The following is an 18,149-nucleotide window of genomic DNA, read 5'->3' on the forward strand; positions in this document are numbered from 1 at the left end:
TAGAATGAGAGTAGAAAAAGGATTACTTTATACTGAAGATCATGATTGGGTAAAAGTTGAAGGAAATGTAGTAACAGTTGGACTAGCTGATTATGCACAAGATCACTTAGGAGACATTGTTTATGTTGAACTTCCAGAAGTTGATGATGAAGTTGAAGCAGGTGATTCTTTAGCATCTGTTGAATCTGTAAAGGCTGCAAGTGATATTAATGCTCCTGTTTCAGGAAAAGTTATTGAAGTAAATGAATTATTAGACGATGAGCCAGGTGAAATTAACAAAGATTGTTATGCTGCATGGGTTTGCAAAATTGAAATGACTAATCCAGCTGAATTAGAAAAATTAACTAATGACGCTGATTATGAAGCATCATTATAATAATTTCTTAAAATTATTTTTTAATAAATGCCACTTGTGTGGCATTTATTTTTTTGATAAGGAGGTTTTATGGTAGATAATTCCAGAAATAAAAATTTAAAATTAGGTATTATTTTTATGATTATTTCTACACTTGGTTTTAGTTTTATGCAGATTTTCGTAAAGCTAACATCAGGTAAATTTACACTTATGCAACAAGTTTTTATGAGAAATTTTGTAATGTTAATTATTTGTGCTACATATATAATGATGAGGGGTAGCAGTTTTTTCGGAGAAAAAAGAAATAGAAAATTACTTCTTATGAGATCTACTTTTGGATATATGGGAGTAATTTTTAATTTTTATGCTATAAATCATATGGTTGTTGCAGATGCAGGTATATTACAAAGAACTAGCCCGATTTTTGTGGTTTTAATTGCCTGTTTTTTATTTAAAGAAAAATTTACTTTAGAAAGATTTTTAACTTTAACATTTTCTTTTATTGGAGCCATTTTTGTAGTAAGACCACAATTTAATTCCAGATTATTTCCTGCAATGGTTGCGATGAGTTCTGCACTTAGTGCATCTATAGCTTATATGTGTGTATCAAAAATAGGGAAAACTGAAAAAACGGAGACTATAATTTTTTTATTTTCGTTATTTTCAACTATTTGTAGTTTTCCTTTTATTTTTAATAATTTAAGTATTCCTGATTTGAAGATGTTTATATATTTAATTTTAATTGGGGTTGCATCAGCAGTGGGACAGTTCGGGTTGACTATTAGTTATCAATATGCAAATGCTTCTGATGTAAGTATATTTAATTATTTAGGAATTGTATTTGTTGTTATTTTAGGAAAAGTAATACTTAATGAGTCGGTAAGTATGTATAGTTTAATTGGAATTGCACTCATTTTTTCCATGTCATTGATGTCATATATAGTAAATTCACGAAAGAATATAGAGAAAAAACTATAAAAAATAGCAAATATTACATTTTTTTAATATTTTTTAGTTTTTTCGTGGGAAAACAGGTCATTTTTTGTAACCATTCTGTAACCTTTGAAAACTAGGGAACTAAAATCCGTAAAAGATTACAAAAATGTTACAAACACTTATTTTGGATTAAAAATATTGTTAAATTTGTAGAATTTTAAAAAAAGTTTTTTGAAAATTTGCAATTTTGTTGACGGCTTTAGAGAAAATCATTATAATGCTATTGTCAGCGCATAGCTGATTAATTTAATTAAGGAGTGATTATTTGAAAAGAGCAATATTTAGAAGTGTTTTAGCATGTTTGTGTGTTTATGCTACATTTTCTGGATTTTCATCTAAATCACTTGCAGACGAAAAGGTAAAAGGATTTGTAATCTCATCAGAGTCCGAAACCAAAACTATTGAAAAAGTAAATAACAGAATTATAGATAACACTAATGGTAGTGTATCTAAAATTTCTTATGTAGTTAATATAAATGATAAAATTAGCTTCAGTTTGGCAGGTTTACTTTCATTAAATAAGGGCGGAGTTGTTATTCCAGTTAAGGATAACAATATTGATGACGTTTCGAAAGCTATTTTGAAAAATAGCGAGCAAGTGTATGTCGTTGGAGATAAAAGTTCAATTTCAGATGATATTTTAAGTGATTTAGACATCAAATTTGAAAGAATTGGTTCTGACAATCCTTCAGAAACGAATTATCATGTAAATAAGTTTTTAGATAATCGTGATCTTTTGGTTGTTGATTCAAGAAATGATTCTGATATTTTAGGGGCTATTCATTATGCACGAATTTATAATATGAATTTGTACATTTATGATTCAACTAAAGAAATTGATGAAAATCTAGTTTCAGAAGTTAAAAATGAAAGAAAAATTTACTTCTACGATGGAGTGAATTCTATTTCAGAAGACTTAAAAGCTAAAATATATAGTTTATCTAAAAAAGATAAAAAAGAAATAAAGAGTTATTCGTTGGATGGAAAAGATTTATTAAAAACATTCAAAGATAGATTTTCATTAAGAAAAAATGATAATGTTGTTTTATCAGAAAATAAAAATTTAACAGATATGTTAAGTTCATATATTTTAGCTGATAAGAGTGGATATAATTATTTGTTAATGGATTCAAATTCTATGAACTTAGATGTTGAAAAACTTGTTAAAGAATCTGATGCAAAAAACTTACATTATGTATCAACTGATGAATTGGGAAAATATGTAAATTTCAGATCGTTGTTGTCATCAATAAATAAAGAAGAAGTTACAGGATTTGAAGTTAATGAAACTAAAGGAGAAATCACAGTATCAGATTCAAACACTGACAAAAAAGGTGAAAATGCAGTTTCAGAAAAAGTTACAGTAAAATCTAATGAAAAAATAGTTGATGGAAAAGTTGTTCCGAAAGAAGAAAAAAAGGTAGATAAAAAAACTACTACTGAAAGTTCAAATACTGAACCATCTAGCAATAAAAGTAGTGATGGAAGTTTTGATTATAGTAAAGTTTTAACGATGAATGCTACAGCGTATACTAATGATCCATCAGAAAATGGTGGTTATGGCACAACTAGATTGGGAACTCCTCTTAGATATGGAGTAGTCGCAGTTGACCCTAAGGTAATTCCTTTGGGAACAAAATTATATATTGAGGGATATGGTTATGCTGTTGCAGAAGATACAGGTGGAGCTATAAAGGGAAATAGAATTGACCTTTGCTTTACAAGTAGATCTCAAGCTGCAAGATTTGGAAGAAGAAATGTAAAAGTTTATATTTTAAAATAATGATTAAAAAGGAGAGTTAAACTTAATTCTTCTTTTTTTTATGAATTTTTTATAATTAGTGATATAATAATGAAAATGTTATATAAAAATTTTTTTATTAAAATACGATTGAATTTACATAATGTAAAATTATTTTAACAGTATTATAAATATTTTATAGTCAAATAAATTGTATTAATAACGCAATTGAATATGCGAATAAGAACAATATAATTGTAAAAATAATAGTTGGAGGAAATTAAAAATGATAGTAAAAGCATTTATATCAGTTTATTTAGGGGATAATATACTAATTATACCAAATATAAGTGATGAAACCGGTTTAAGAAGAAGTCAATATCAGGATAAGATTTATTCATATACAATGTCTAATACAGAATTTGGAAAAGAAATATTATCTAAACTTGAATATTCAGAAAATTCAAAATGTAAAAATTCTAAAAAATATTTTTGGACAGTAACAGGAATTAAATCTTATTCTACATTTGGTAAAAAATATAAATTAATACATATTTTTGAGTATGATGATAAAATCGAGATAGAAGTTTGGTATTTTAATGGAAAATTTTATGAGTCAAGTAAAAATCCAGAAGAAACTGTTGAACTAACATTACCAATCAATCCGGAAGTTTTGGGAGAAACCGTACGCAACTTAGCATTAAACTCTAAGGATATAGATTTTGAAAATAATTTTAAGAATGGTGGTTTTGAAACAGCAGATGATTCAAAAGTTAGTTATAAACTACTTCCTGATGAATATATAGATATAGAAGATGGACATACAGATGCTTATCAAATATATATTCACGAAGAATATGAAAATAACTATATAGGATTTATGATAGACACTGCATATGAAAGTTTTTCAAGTGAAGATATAAAAAAAACATGGACAAGATGGCATAGGGATTTGAAATCTTTTAAGTATAAAGAGATTGACAACAAAGAATACTATGCAGAAGTTTCTGGAAAAAATAAAAAGATAGAAAAACATTCATACTTATATAAAGATGGAGAAGAAGTATTAGAGCTTACATTTGAAATTGATTTAGTAAATACTCCATTAGATTTGCAAGAAAAAATAAAGAAAGATTTTAAAAAATTTGTTAAGTCGGTTAAAGTAGTTAATAAATAACAATAGTAATGAAGTTTTTACATTTGAAAAATTATGAAGAGAAGGAGTTTAATGATTTCTTCTCTTTTAGTATATAGAACATTTTTAGAATAATAACATAAAAATTTAGTTGAACTTATTGAAAGAATATACTCATCTATAGTATAATATAGTTGAATGATTGAAAAATTGTTCAAAAAAATTTTAAAAAATATGAAAAAGGAGATGTGTTATGGCAGGACAAATTAGAGTATCACCAGAAACTTTGCAAATGCGTGCTCGTGAATATGGAAAGGCTTCAAATGATATCACGACAATTTTAAACAATTTACAACGTTTACAAGATATGCTTCGTAGTGAATGGGAAGGACAGGCATTTCAAGGATTCGATAATCAATTTAATGAACTTAAACCTAAAGTTCAAAATTTTGCAGAATTGATGCAACAAATTAATAACCAACTTGATAAGACTGCTCAAGCGATGCAACAAAATGATCAAGCGTTATCACGAAATTTTGGACTTAAGTAGTTTAAAAAATAAGTGGAGAAGGTTGAGGAGTATTCCTCAACCTCTTTTAACTATAAGGGATGAATAGGGGGAATAGTGGTGGATAAAAAAATATTGGTAAGACTAGGTGGACTTCTGCTTATATTCGTATTAATTATTTCATTTTTTGGTATTATTAAACCTAGTTTTATAGATAATAAGGATTCCAACCAAAATAAAAATACAAATTTATTGAAAATAGCGATAGTTAATGAAGACAATGGTACTAAATATAATGGAGAGACAGTTAATATCGCAAATACATTAATTAAGTCATTTATAAAAAGTTCTGACTATAATGTTGAAGAAGTTACAAGAAATATTGCAGAAAAAGGACTTGAAAATAACACATACCAATTAATGATTATTTTACCTAGCAAATTTTCAGAAGAAAGTTTGGCATTAGAATCAGTTAATCCAACAAAGGTTAACTTTCAATATAAAATAAAAACAGATAAACCTGTTATTTCTAGACAAGCTGAACAAGCTGTTACAATGCTTAAAAGCAAGTTTAATAAGGATTTAATTCGTGTATATTTTTCAAGTATTATTGGAAATTTACAATCATCACAGGATTATGTATCAGACATTGTTGAAAATAATGGGCTTGTTTTAAACACATATAAGACAAAACTTTTAGATCCTTTAAATTCTTATTCTAAATCTTTTGAAGGTTTAGGTACTAATTCAAATAATCTATTAAGTAATTATTCTTTATTTGACAAATTGTTAAATCAATCTAATGAGTCATTTTCTTCAATTATAAATACAAATAAAACTTATGATGAAGAAATACAAAGAATTAAACTTTTACAAGAAGGTTGGACAAAATCTGTTACTGATCGTGAACATAATTTGAAAGCTTACGATGAGTCATTTTCTAAGTTAAGTGTTTATGAACAGTTAAGTAAATTAAAGAAAGTTAATGAACATATTTCTAATAATTTTATAAATTCAAGTGTATGGAAAGAAACAGTAGAAAGAGCTAACAAATTTAATGAACAATTAAAAGGTTTGGTTCAAAAACTTAAGAGTTTAAATGGCGAGATTGATAATACTTTAGATAAATATGATAAGACAATTGCTAATGCAGTTGAAGAGTCTATAAAAAAGGTAGAAGGTAAATTGCTTGACTCTGGAAAAGTAGATATGACTTTGGGATTATATCTTAAAAATTTAAGAAATAAAATGATATCAAAAATAGATGATACTCTTTATAAGAATACCTACTATACAGATGAAGCAATAAATAAACTAGGACTTCCAGAAGAGGATACTAAGTATTTAAAAAATATTAATTCTTTTATAAAATGGTATGTAAAATCAAATGGGAAAAAAGATCCTATATTTAAAAACAGTACAAATATTGGAAAATATCTGATGGATTTAAGAGATGATGCAATCAATACTTTATCAGAAAACAAAGTATTATCTTTTAGAGATATAAAAGGAAAGATTTCTAAATTGTATATTACTGTTCCTAAAAATTATACTTTAAATGTAAAAAATTATTCAGCTAAAAAAGTAGATGATACAACATATGAGATTTCTGTTCCAAATGATGTAGGTACTTCAGTTGATATCTCATATAACTTAAGTGTAGCAGATAAATCTAAAATTGGATTATTGGAATCAGCATCTTTAAAAGGAGAATTAATAACTCAAGAGAATGTTGAAGTGCTAACTGGCAAAGAAGAATTAACTACTAAGAAAGAAAAGAAAACAATTCAGATTAATCCACAAAAGAATATTGAGGTTGAAGTTGAAACTAAGACTATTAAACCCCAAACTAATTCTAAAATTATAGAAAGAAAATATAATGTGTCAGATGATATATCACCATTTAAATCTTATGATAATAAAGCTTCAATAAATGCTTTTTTTAAGGATATAAAGGGATATTTAGGATTATCTTCTCTTGCAAATGCATTTTATGATATTGATCTTCATAAGGGATTTGTAAAAAATGATGAAAATTCATTACTTAAACAAGCTGATATAAAATCACTTAAGACAATAATCATTTCTTTGATTAAGGAAAGTACAATTAATGCTTTAAAATCGGATTTAAAGATTTCTGATAAAGAAATATCTGAGTTTGAGAAAAAAACTATTAATGGCAAAGAATTAGCAGATAGTATAGAATCTTTAAAAAAAGATACAGAAGATTTAATGACAAATTTAAAGTCAGTATTAGTTGAGACTGAAAAAGTTCATAATTCTCTTTTAAATAAGCCGGCTTTTACTGAAAGTGAAAAGAAAGATAATACCGATTTAGTTAATGTAGCAATGGAGATGAATAAGGATTTATCAACATTAATTACAGCAAGTAGAACTTTAATGGACAATACAAAAGCTAATCAGGCTATTTCTAAAGATATAGAAAATACTGTTGAAAAGTTAAATAAAGATGTAGATAATTTAGAAAAGGAAGGTAAATCTCTATCTACTAAAGTGTCTGAGCTTGGTGAAGTTATGAGCAAAGAATATAGCTCCAACGAAGAATTTTTAAAATCTTTTGCATCGGTTTTGAGCAATACAAAAGTAGGTAATAAGAAAAATGAGGCAGTTTATGAATATCTGTCTAATCCAGTAAATGCTTCAAAAATTAAGGATTTAGTGGACGCAAATTTGGATAAGGAAAATATAAGAAAACAAGATAATAGTTTAGGACTTATTATAATCTTAATGAGTTACTTAGTAGGGCTTTCAATTACTTATCTTCTACAACATTCAAATATTGCAATGTTACAAAGACAGTTACAAATTTATAAAAGAATTCAGTTCAGAAATTCAATTGCTCCAATGATGTTTTTGACAATTTTTGCCGGCATAGCAGGAATTATTATTGGAATGATGTCGTCTTATAAATTAGGTATGAATTTTAATGGCTCTTTTATGCTTAGTCTAAGTATTATAGCAATTCTACTTATATTTACTTATGGGACAAATATAATATTATCAAAGCTTAAAAGTTTTGGATTTGTGTTATGTGTTATGATATTGTTATTATATATCCTTTCATCAAATCAATTACTTGAAGATAATATGAATTTTGCTAGAATGATAACAATGTTTTCACCTTTGAACTACAGTGAAAATGCTATAAGTGGATTTATTAGTAGATCAGGTAGAAATACATTAGTTTTATTGACTTTATGGATAATCGGAATTACCTTAGGTTTCTTAAATATTTTAATATATCGTACTTTAAAGGAGGACAAGGAAATTGTATAAAAAGACTATAAGTCTTATACTAGGGATTTTTTTGTCCTTAGTACTTTCATTTTCAATTGTAAAAGCAAGTGAAGACGGAAAATTAAAAATAGACATGGAAATTCATAAAGAAAAAACATCTAAAGGTATTAACTACTTTGAACAAGATACTGAGTTATCAAAACTATTTTTAGTAGATACAAATGACAATGTTAATAAAGAGAAAGGAAAATTTAAAGCTGGGGAGAATGTGGATAAAAATGAATTATTTACTAGTAAAGTTACTCAGGATTCTTTTGTTCAATCAACTAGATTGCTATTATTTAATTCTAAATTAAATATAAAACCGGCAGTAAATTATCAAATGTCAATTCATGAAAATAAAAACTATATCTCTTGGCAAGCAGTAGTTGTATTGAGTATAGGAGTTATAATTATGATTTTCTCTGTTTATCAAGTTTTTTCAAAAAAGAAAGGAAATTCTAATGGAAAGATATATTAATATAAGCCTAGATTTAAAACCGATTATAAGTAAACAGCTTGATTTTAGAATACCTTCATCGATGAAATTAAAAGAAATATTACAAATAATTTCAGATTCATATCAGCTGGAAATCAGTTTTGATAATCCAAGTATGAGAATAGTTCAAACAGGGAAAATATTGTTAAGTACAAGCACCTTTGAAAGCTTAAAAGATGGAATGTTAATAAAATTAGAAACAATATAGGAAGAGTGTTAAGATGGCAATAGAAAATAAAAAAATGATATTATTAGAAGATATAAAAGGAAATCGAGAAATAGCTTATGCTTTACTTGAAGCTTCTCATCCTCTATTTTCAAACTATAAAATTACAATTGTTGATGAAAGTCTATTATTGGAAAATGAGATAGAGCTTGGGGACTATGATTGGGACAAATTTAAAGATTTGACTACTGAAGAAAAATTACGTAATTTAATTAGTATTGGATTATTGTATGATGAATTAAAAAATTCTAAATATACTTATGAATTGACTCCAGATAATTTAATATTTACAATTAATGGTTCCGTAAAAATACTAAATAGAGGGATAAAAGGTCAAATTATACCTTATGAAAATATTAGCAATGAAGATTTTTTAAATTCTTATAAATGTATGATTATTTCACTTTTGGATTTAAAAACTTACTATGAAGCTTTGAAAAATGGAAAACTACAATTTTATAAAGGAAATCTATTTTGTGAAAATATAAGACAAGCTGAAACTATAGATGAAGTCTTGAAATTGTTAAAAGAGAGATATTTAAATGAAAAGCAAGAAAATCAAGAAGAGTATTACAGGGTAAATAAAAAATCTTTTAAAAAATGGAAAATATCTTCTATAGTTTTTATTTTAACTACTGTTAGTTTAATTATAGCATTGTTATATTTATCATTTTTTTCTTTGCGAATACAAAATAACATTTCATCAATGAGATTATCATTTATTCAAAAAGATTATTCAAATGTAATAAGTTTGTCAAAAAACCAGAATAGTAAATCTTTATCTCAAGAAGATAAATATATTGTTGCTTATTCTGTAATTATGACAGAACCTTTAAACGATAAACAAAAAAATGAACTAAGTAATATTTCCATGAAGTCAAATGAAGAATATTTACGTTATTGGGTGCTTATTGGACAAGCTAATATAGATGAAGCAATAAATGTTGCAAGTTTCTTAGATGATCCACAGTTGATTATGTATGGAATTACTAAAAAAATTGATGAAATTAAAAGCAATCCAAAATTAAGTGCGGAAGAACGAACAGAAAAAATAAATGGATATAAAACTAAACTTGAAGAATTAAAAAAGAAATATTTGGTTCCTTCATCTGACGAAAATAAAAATAATAAGAAATCTGATGGAAATAAAAATAATGAGGAACCTAAAGATGCTAAAAATTAAGGAGGATAATAATGGTAATATATTTAATATATAAAGATAATTCTTATCCTCTTTACAGTGAATCTCAATATAGGTTAGGTCAAAATGAATTTTGTGATATTATTCTTCCCTTAGATGAGGAAGTTATATTACGAGTAGAAGATGATAAGGTATATTTGTTGGATGAAGAATATACAAGTGGATTATATGATATTGTTCTATACAATAACACTTCTATTAAATTACTTATTTTAAAGGAAAATAGATTGTTATTTAAGCCAAAAGATATTCTTTATATATCTGGAAGTAAAGATGCCACAATTCAACTTGAAGGAATTGAAGAGGATATATTATTCAATTTTAAAGATGAAAATTTCATAGAAATTATAAGTGAAAATTCGTTTTTTTTAAATGGACATAGAGCGAATGATATAAAAAAATTTATCGAAAATGATATTATTTTATTTGAGAAAGGATTTGTAATTTCGATAGGTAGAGATTTCATTGATATAGCTTCTAATTTTGAAATCCAAACAAATTTATTACCTTATTTTGAAAATGCAGAAGAAGATAGAGGAAGGGACTTTCATAGGTCTCCACGTATAATTTTAAGAGAACCTGAGTCTAAAGTTACAATTGCTCAGGCACCCGTTGATGATGAATCTTCAAGACAATCGCTTATAAAATTAATTATAACTCCTTTAGCAATGGTTATATTTACAGTAATTATATACTTAATATCGAAAAGCAATGTTATGATTTTTATGATGATGGGAATGTCTTTAATTACAATTGGAACATCAGTACATTCTTACTTTTCTGATAAAAAAACTTTTTCTGTAAAGAAAGAGGAAAAGTTAAAGGCTTATTTAGAGTATTTGGACACTAAGTATAAAGAATTATCAGCATGTAAAGATGAGCAAATACAAGCTCTTACTTACCATTATCCAAATACTGATAAAATTATTGATATGGCTAAAAAAATTGATAGAAGAATTTATGAAAAAATACCAAATGATTTTGATTTTTTAACTTATAGACTTGGAACAGGAGAGGTAAAAGCCAGTTTTCAGATTAATTATACAGAAGCTGAACTTACTAAATATAATAAAGAAGCTGGAGATAAAGTAAAAGAACTACTTAATTATTACCAAACAATAGACGATGTACCTATTCATAATGTGATTGAAGCTCCTATTGGATATATAGGAAATAGAAAAGTGGTCATTGAACAGTTACAACAGCTTATGATACAAATATCAGCTTTTCATAGCTATCATGATATAGAATTTATTCCTATCTTTAGGGAAGATGAATTTGAAGATTGGAATTGGAGTAGATGGTTACCTCATACAAAACTAAAAGCATTTAACTGTAGAAGTTTTATCTATAATCAAAAAACTAGAGATCAGATTTTAACTTCACTTTATCAGATTATTAAAGATAGAAAACATGATTACGAAAAGGACAATGGAAAAGAAAAAAGCTATTTTCCTAAATATATATTCTTAATTACAGATTTGAGTTTTTTATTAGATCATAATATAATGGAATATATAAATGAAGATTTATCACATTTAGGGATTTATTATATTTTTGCTGAAGAAGTTATTGAAAGTCTTTCTGAACATGTAAAAACAGTTGTAGATTATAGAGGAGATAAAAAAGCTAAATTAATTTTACAAAATGGTGAATTTATGAATCAAGATTTTTGCCCACTTGCTAAGATTAGTTTATCAGAAAAAGAAAATTTTGCAAGATATATGGCAGGGATAAATCATATACAAACTCTTAGAAATTCAATACCTGATAGTATTACTTTTCTAGAGATGTATGGTGTCAGTCATGTTGAAGAATTGAAATTACTTGATCGTTGGAGCAAAAATGAAACATATCAGACTATGGAGGTCCCTTTGGGTGTTCGTGGGAGAGATGATATTTTGTACTTAAATATTCACGAAAAAGCTCATGGTCCACATGGTCTTATTGCGGGAACTACAGGTTCAGGAAAATCAGAGTTGGTTCAATCATATATATTATCTCTTGCAGTAAATTATCATCCTTATGAAGTTGCATTCTTGCTTATTGACTATAAAGGTGGAGGTATGGCTAATTTATTTGCTGATTTGCCACATGTGGTCGGAACTATTACAAATTTAGATGGCAATCAAGCAAATAGGGCTTTAATTTCAATAAAAGCAGAGCTTAAAAAACGTCAACGTATTTTCTTAGAAAATAATGTTAATCATATAAATCAATATATGAAACTTTTTAAAGAGGGTAAAGTTACAGAACCTTTACCACATCTTTTAATTATAAGTGATGAATTTGCAGAGTTAAAAGCAAATCAACCTGATTTTATGGATGAATTAGTATCTACTGCTCGTATTGGACGTTCTCTTGGTGTTAAACTTATTTTGGCAACACAAAAGCCAAGTGGAGTAGTAAATGATCAAATATGGTCTAACTCTAAATTTAAAATTGCACTAAAAGTACAAGATGTAGCTGATTCAAGAGAGGTAATAAAAACTCCAGATGCTGCAGAAATTACTCAAACTGGTCGAGCATATCTTCAAGTTGGTAATAATGAGATTTATGAGTTGTTTCAAAGTGCATGGTCCGGAGCAGAATATAATCCTGATGGCGAAAAAAATGCCTATAAAGAAAAGACTATTTACGAAATTACTAACAATGGACAATATTTTCCAATTAATAAGGATTTAAGTGGTTTATCTGCTACAAAAGAAGTAAAATCTATACCTACAGAATTGGATGCAATTGTAGAAAATGCTCATAAAACTTTTGAATCTTTGAATATTTCAAAAGTTGCAAGTCCTTGGTTACCACCTTTAGCAGATAAAGTTTATGCGAAAGATTTACAATCAATAGACTTTAAAGACTATTGGGAAAAACAAGATGATGATATGGATATACTTGTAGGTTATCAAGATTTACCTGAAAATCAAGAACAGTCCCCACTTTATTTTAATATAGATAGGACAGGACATATTTTATTGGTTGGTAGTCCAGGATTTGGTAAGTCAACATTTTTAAGGACATTTGCAGTTGATATAATGCGTAAAAAAACACCTGCAGAAGCACATTTTTACCTTTATGATTTTGGGGCGAATGGGTTAGTTTCTTTATCAGATTTTCCGCATGTAGCTGATTATTTTATTTTGGATGAAAATGAAAAAATATTAAAATCTCTTAGAAGATTAAATAAAATGGTAAAAGAAAGAAAAAAAGCATTATCAAGCATAAAGGCTACAAACTTAAAACAATATAATGAACTTTCTAAGGATAAATTTCCTTCAGTATTTTTATTTATTGATGGTTTTGACGGAGTTACAGATTCACCTTTTGGAGATAGACTTTATAATGTTTTAAATGTTATTGCACGTGATGGAGCATCAATTGGAATTTATCTTGTTGTAACCTTATCTAGACTAAATGCTATGAGATTACAGTTACAGACTAATTTTAAAACTAAAATCTCACTCTTCTTATTTGATAATAGTGATTTGTCAGGAGTGGTTGGGCGAAGTAATATTTTCTTAGATGAAATTAAAGGTCGAGCAATTACAAAATTTGATAGTATTATTTCTTTTCAAGTAGTATTACCTTATGAAAGTGAAGAGTATAGTGATTATATTAAGTCCATTAATAAAGAAGTTAAAGATATGAAATCTGTATATACAGGAACTCTACCAGAAAAGATACCTATGCTACCGGATGTAGTTACGACTGAGTATTTATCATCAGACTTTTCAACTGATAATTTTGTATTTGGGTTGGAAAAAGAATTTGTTAAACCAGCATTTTTCAGCTTTAATAAAGCAATTTTAATGGCAGCTGAGGGAAGTGTTTTTATAAATAATTACTATAAAATATTAGACTATAATTTGAAACATTTAGAAAATCAATATAATATGGTAATTTTAGACTTTAATAGAAAAGTTCCTGAAAATCTATTTAAAGGAGCTAATAGATTTGCCGATGTTTCTGAAATATCTGATGTACTTAAAACAATTATTGAAGATTTAAAAGATCGTATAAATCAAAAAGAAGTTGATTACAAAAAATGGTTAATTTTAATTCCAGAAATTTCACCACTTGTAATGTCATCGGGTATTAATGAAAATGACTTTAAATTATTGGTAACAGAAGGATATAAATATGGAGTAACACCAATTTTTGTTGGAGAATATCTAGATCTTGTAAATAATACCTTTGATACTTATGTAAGTATAATAAGAAAATTTGTTAATCAAGTTTTTCTTGGTATTCGTATAAGTGACCAAGTTCATACCAGATATCCATTTATAAATAATGAACCTGCTTTAAAACTAAATCAAGGTTATATTTTATATCCGGATAAGTATGAATTAATTCAATTAACGGAAATTTATGACGATTAATATTCATCAATTTAATATAAATTAATTGTTGAATGTTAAATTTGTTCATATAAATAAAAAATATTAGGAGGGATTTTATGTCTAAAGTAAAATTATTGCCAATTGGAAGTATTGTAATTTTAAAAGGGAGTACAAAAAAAATGATGCTCATTGCACGTATGATTGCAGTTCCTGTTGAAGGAGTTGTTTATCGCTTTGATTACGGAGCTTGTCTTTATCCAGAAGGATTAGTAGGAGATAATTTGATTTATTTTAATGACGAAGATGTTTTAAAAGTAATTCATGAGGGATATAGTGATGAAGATAATGAAATTATGTTGGAGAATATTTCTAATGTAATAGAAAATACTGATTTACCAAAAGGAAAAGTATCAGAATTAATTAAAAATCAAGAATAGAGGAAAATTTTATGAAAAGTGTAGAAGCACAAATATATGATTTACAATCTAGGATAGATACTTATAACAATACTTTGAATTCAGCTTATTCAGCTGTTCAAACTATGGAAGATAAAATTGAGAGATTAAAAGAAACGAAAAAAACTGTAATAGTAATTCAAAGAAATATTAATGATATTAATCGTTCACTGTATGGTAAAAATAATCAACCTAATTGGGAAGGAAATGAAAAGAAAAAATTTGATAAAGATTTTTTTGATTTTACTAAAGATTATTATAAATTCCAAAACGAATTAAATCAATATCATGACTTAATTTGTGATGAAATTACTCGATTAGAGAATAGTATGAATGAACAAAATGGAATTATAGGTTGGTGTAAAAGAGGCATTAACAGTATTGGAAATGAATTAAATAAATTATTTCATACTAAGGAGGGTTATTAATGTACAGTGTTATACAATTGCATAATACATTATTTCTTAATCATATTTCAGCTTTAAAAAGTATTAATTCAGAATTTTCTAATGCTAAAACTAAGTTTTATAATTATAAATCTAATTCTGTTGTATTGGATTCGTATAAAGAACATTTTTCAGAACTTTCTGCTCTTATTAATTCCTATTCTTCTTTTTTAGAAAAAGATATAGAGTTGATAAGAAAATCCGGAGAAGAAATCTTTAATTTAGATTCTGATATTGGAAATAAGTTTAATCAAATTACAGGTGAATAGGGGGATATTGAAGTGGAATATAAAATTCATTTTGAAGATATAGCCAATGTTCAAAGAGAACTCTCCAATTCTATAGCAATTTGGAACAACTCAATAAATAATCTTTTAAAAGCAATTAAAAATTTTTCTGATGACTCTTCTCTTAAGGGAGAGACAATGGATAGCATTAAAGTATATCTATGTGAAGTTCATGGAACTTTGTTAGTTTCAATGCAAAATTTAATTCAGGATTATGCTTATTCTTACTTGTTATATAAAGATGGATACTATAATATAGATAGTGATTCTAAAGCAAAGCTCTCTGAACAAACTTTTGTAAACTTAAGGAATGAATTGTCCTATTCTAGAAGTAATTTTGCAAATCAGATAGATTTACTAGTAGCAACAAAAAATAAAGTTTCTGACTTAATAAGTTACAGTGGAAATAGTCATGATACTATGATTTCTAATTATAATTTTTTAATTAGTGGGTTAGACACTCTTAATAGCAGAATAGTTTCATATGAGAAATTGCATCAATCACAAGATTTAAAGCTTTTTAAGGAGTTATTGGTATCTACAAGAAATTTCATGGAAAACTATAGCAATAAAGCTCGTGACATAAGCACCTACCAATCAGGAGATTTAGCTAAAATAGACTTTGCAAAAGACTTGGCTGTTGCTTTTGATAATTCTAATAGATATCTTTCCAATAGGAAAAATATAATAGAAGAGGCAGACAAAAGAGACAAAGTTAGATGGGAACAAATTTTCGCAAAAGAGAGAAGAAATAAAGGTATAAAAAACTTAATTGTCGGAGGACTTACACTTTTAGTTGGAACAGCAGCAATAGTAGCAACAGGAGGATCAGCAATACCATTAGTAGCTTTTGCTGGGAAAATATGTGGAACAGGAACAGTAGCATATTCAGTATCTAATATGACAGAAGCTGGTCAAGATGTAATTTATGGCTCTTTAGGAGATAACAAAACAGGTGCTATTAATCCTATAAGAGATACTGTATTTTTAGGAAATGATAAATTGTACCATGGATTAGGACAGATTTTTACAACAGGTTCATCAATACTTATACCAATAGGAAAAACAAATAGTATTGTTAAAGGAGGTTTTCAATTTTTAGCAGGAAGTGCAGGAGCATGGGTAGGAGGAAAAGTTGGCTATTATGGACTGAAACAACTTGGATTTTCAGAAGAAAATGCTCGTATTGGACAGGTTTTATTTTCTATATATGCAGGATACAAAGCTTCACAAATTGCTGGTAAATTTACTTTGAATAAAACTTTCAAATTTGATGATGAAATAATAGTTGAAAAGTATGGAATTTTAAGAAAAAACAAGGAAATTTCAGGACAAACTCATCATTTAAATCAAGACGCAGCATTTAAAGGTGTAATTCCTTCTGAGGAGGGATTATCCATTAAATTAGAAGGGAATATTCTAACAGATATAGATAGTCCACATTACAGGGCTCATGAAATTATGGAAAAGTTTTGGGATAAATATAGAAATGTTAAGTGCTTAAATAAACAATATCCAACAATCGCAGAGCACAACTGTGCATTGAAAGAGTCTTTATTGCATGCTGGTTTGACTAAACGGCAAGTAAAACAAATAATGTTGAAAGTAATAGAGCAACAACAAGAGTATGGTTTAACATTAGACAGTTTTGTTCCTAGGATTCCCGGAAAAATATATCTTCCTAAATAAGAGAGGTGATTTAAAGTGAAAATAAGAGATAATGTTATTGAAAAAATAAGAAATATTGAATTTTTAAAGGACAATAGAAGTACTAATATTCCAATTATTTTATTGAATGATATTGAAACTGCTGAAAATAATATTAATAGTATAAGTTGGGGAAATTATTTTCTAGAAAAGCGAGGAGATTTTACAGTATATTTATTTAAAAATGAACCAGATATTTTTAAAGAGTGGAATAATTTAGCAGAAGATGCTAATAATAGAATTGGAGCTTTTATTGAAGAAAAATTATATAATTTGGTTGAAAATAAAAAAATATCTAAATCTATGGTTCCTAAAATATTATATGATATGGTTACTTTATCAATTTACTTATCATTAAAGCAAGAAAAAGCAAATATAGAGTCAGTTTTTTTGAATGAGTTATATGAATTATATCAGTCTGGATATATTCCATGTGGACGTTCAAGAGGAAAGTACAAAGTGTTATAAGGAGAAACAATGGAAATACAAGTAGATAAAACATTAAAAATGGTTGATAAAATAGTTAATAGTATAACAGTAGATTTAAATGATGAAATGCAAAGACAAATTCTTTCGGGATATATTTTTGGAGTATTAAATGGATTAGCTTATGAAGAGTCTGTATCTGCACTGGATGTTAAAGCAATTATGATTCGTATTGCTATTGAAAAGTTAAATTATGAGACAAAAGTAGCTACAGAATTGGTTGATTTTTTAATCGAATCAACTAGGAAAGAATTTCATCCTACAATGAATGCTATCATTCATAGAGGTATTTCAGCATATTATTTGTATTTAGAAGAAAAATCTGATGATATAAAGAAAGACTTTGATGATATTATTACTGTTATAAAATCTTCATAAAGTGATTATAATATGCAACATAGTCAAGTAAATGGACACAATTTTACAATAAGATTTTTGGGAAAGACAGATTTAAACCTGCCTTTCCA

The 18,149-nt window shown here is 26.9% G+C and carries 16 protein-coding genes; all 16 read left to right on the forward strand.

Annotated elements, in window-relative coordinates:
- The first annotated feature begins 4 nt into the window (after nucleotides 1-4).
- The 16 genes from gcvH (at nucleotide 5) to imm48 (ending at nucleotide 18,060) form a co-directional block, all read left to right on the forward strand.
- Complete coding sequence (gene gcvH / locus VJI93_RS06815) at nucleotides 5-376, forward strand: glycine cleavage system protein GcvH (protein ID WP_324000171.1); 372 nt, start codon at nucleotides 5-7, stop codon at nucleotides 374-376.
- 69 nt (nucleotides 377-445) lie between these two features.
- Nucleotides 446-1,333: a DMT family transporter gene (locus VJI93_RS06820; RefSeq protein WP_324000170.1), complete on the forward strand. Its 888-nt coding sequence runs from the start codon at nucleotides 446-448 to the stop codon at nucleotides 1,331-1,333.
- Between the two features lie 283 nt (nucleotides 1,334-1,616).
- Entirely contained in the window at nucleotides 1,617-3,134 is a 1,518-nt protein-coding gene (locus tag VJI93_RS06825; RefSeq protein ID WP_324000169.1) for a 3D domain-containing protein, read from the forward strand.
- Nucleotides 3,135-3,378: 244 nt separating this feature from the next.
- The gene (locus VJI93_RS06830) at nucleotides 3,379-4,269 is read left to right on the forward strand and encodes a hypothetical protein (RefSeq protein WP_324000168.1); all 891 of its coding nucleotides are present in this window, start codon (nucleotides 3,379-3,381) and stop codon (nucleotides 4,267-4,269) included.
- Nucleotides 4,270-4,480: 211 nt separating this feature from the next.
- The gene (locus VJI93_RS06835; RefSeq protein WP_324000167.1) at nucleotides 4,481-4,777 is read left to right on the forward strand and encodes a WXG100 family type VII secretion target; all 297 of its coding nucleotides are present in this window, start codon (nucleotides 4,481-4,483) and stop codon (nucleotides 4,775-4,777) included.
- A gap of 78 nt (nucleotides 4,778-4,855) precedes the next feature.
- Nucleotides 4,856-8,032, forward strand: a complete 3,177-nt coding sequence (gene esaA, locus VJI93_RS06840; RefSeq protein WP_324000166.1) for a type VII secretion protein EsaA — start codon at nucleotides 4,856-4,858, stop codon at nucleotides 8,030-8,032.
- Nucleotides 8,025-8,513: a type VII secretion protein EssA gene (gene essA / locus VJI93_RS06845; RefSeq protein ID WP_324000165.1), complete on the forward strand. Its 489-nt coding sequence runs from the start codon at nucleotides 8,025-8,027 to the stop codon at nucleotides 8,511-8,513. Before esaA ends, essA begins: the two co-directional genes overlap by 8 nt.
- Nucleotides 8,497-8,739 (forward strand): type VII secretion protein, encoded by a 243-nt coding sequence (locus tag VJI93_RS06850; protein ID WP_248110033.1) that lies wholly within the window; start codon nucleotides 8,497-8,499, stop codon nucleotides 8,737-8,739. The genes essA and VJI93_RS06850 overlap by 17 nt, the downstream gene beginning before the upstream one ends.
- A gap of 13 nt (nucleotides 8,740-8,752) precedes the next feature.
- Entirely contained in the window at nucleotides 8,753-9,940 is a 1,188-nt protein-coding gene (gene essB, locus VJI93_RS06855; protein WP_324000163.1) for a type VII secretion protein EssB, read from the forward strand.
- Nucleotides 9,941-9,951: 11 nt separating this feature from the next.
- Nucleotides 9,952-14,340, forward strand: coding sequence for a type VII secretion protein EssC (gene essC, locus VJI93_RS06860; RefSeq protein WP_324000162.1), 4,389 nt, complete (start codon nucleotides 9,952-9,954; stop codon nucleotides 14,338-14,340).
- 77 nt (nucleotides 14,341-14,417) lie between these two features.
- Complete coding sequence (locus tag VJI93_RS06865; protein WP_324000161.1) at nucleotides 14,418-14,738, forward strand: DUF4176 domain-containing protein; 321 nt, start codon at nucleotides 14,418-14,420, stop codon at nucleotides 14,736-14,738.
- Between the two features lie 11 nt (nucleotides 14,739-14,749).
- Nucleotides 14,750-15,184 (forward strand): YwqH-like family protein, encoded by a 435-nt coding sequence (locus tag VJI93_RS06870; protein ID WP_324000158.1) that lies wholly within the window; start codon nucleotides 14,750-14,752, stop codon nucleotides 15,182-15,184.
- A complete protein-coding gene (locus tag VJI93_RS06875) occupies nucleotides 15,184-15,471 on the forward strand; it encodes a TIGR04197 family type VII secretion effector (protein WP_324000157.1) in 288 nt (95 codons plus the stop codon). Before VJI93_RS06870 ends, VJI93_RS06875 begins: the two co-directional genes overlap by 1 nt.
- A 12-nt stretch (nucleotides 15,472-15,483) precedes the next feature.
- Nucleotides 15,484-17,178 carry a T7SS effector LXG polymorphic toxin gene (locus VJI93_RS06880; RefSeq protein WP_324000156.1) on the forward strand — a complete coding sequence of 565 codons (1,695 nt, stop codon included), beginning with the start codon at nucleotides 15,484-15,486 and terminating at the stop codon, nucleotides 17,176-17,178.
- Nucleotides 17,179-17,193: 15 nt separating this feature from the next.
- Nucleotides 17,194-17,664, forward strand: coding sequence for a hypothetical protein (locus VJI93_RS06885; RefSeq protein ID WP_324000155.1), 471 nt, complete (start codon nucleotides 17,194-17,196; stop codon nucleotides 17,662-17,664).
- 9 nt (nucleotides 17,665-17,673) lie between these two features.
- Nucleotides 17,674-18,060 (forward strand): Imm48 family immunity protein, encoded by a 387-nt coding sequence (gene imm48, locus VJI93_RS06890; RefSeq protein WP_324000154.1) that lies wholly within the window; start codon nucleotides 17,674-17,676, stop codon nucleotides 18,058-18,060.
- Nucleotides 18,061-18,149: the final 89 nt, after the last annotated feature.

This window comes from Parvimonas sp. M20, assembly GCF_035282425.1.
Taxonomy (GTDB): Bacteria; Bacillota; Clostridia; order Tissierellales; family Peptoniphilaceae; genus Parvimonas.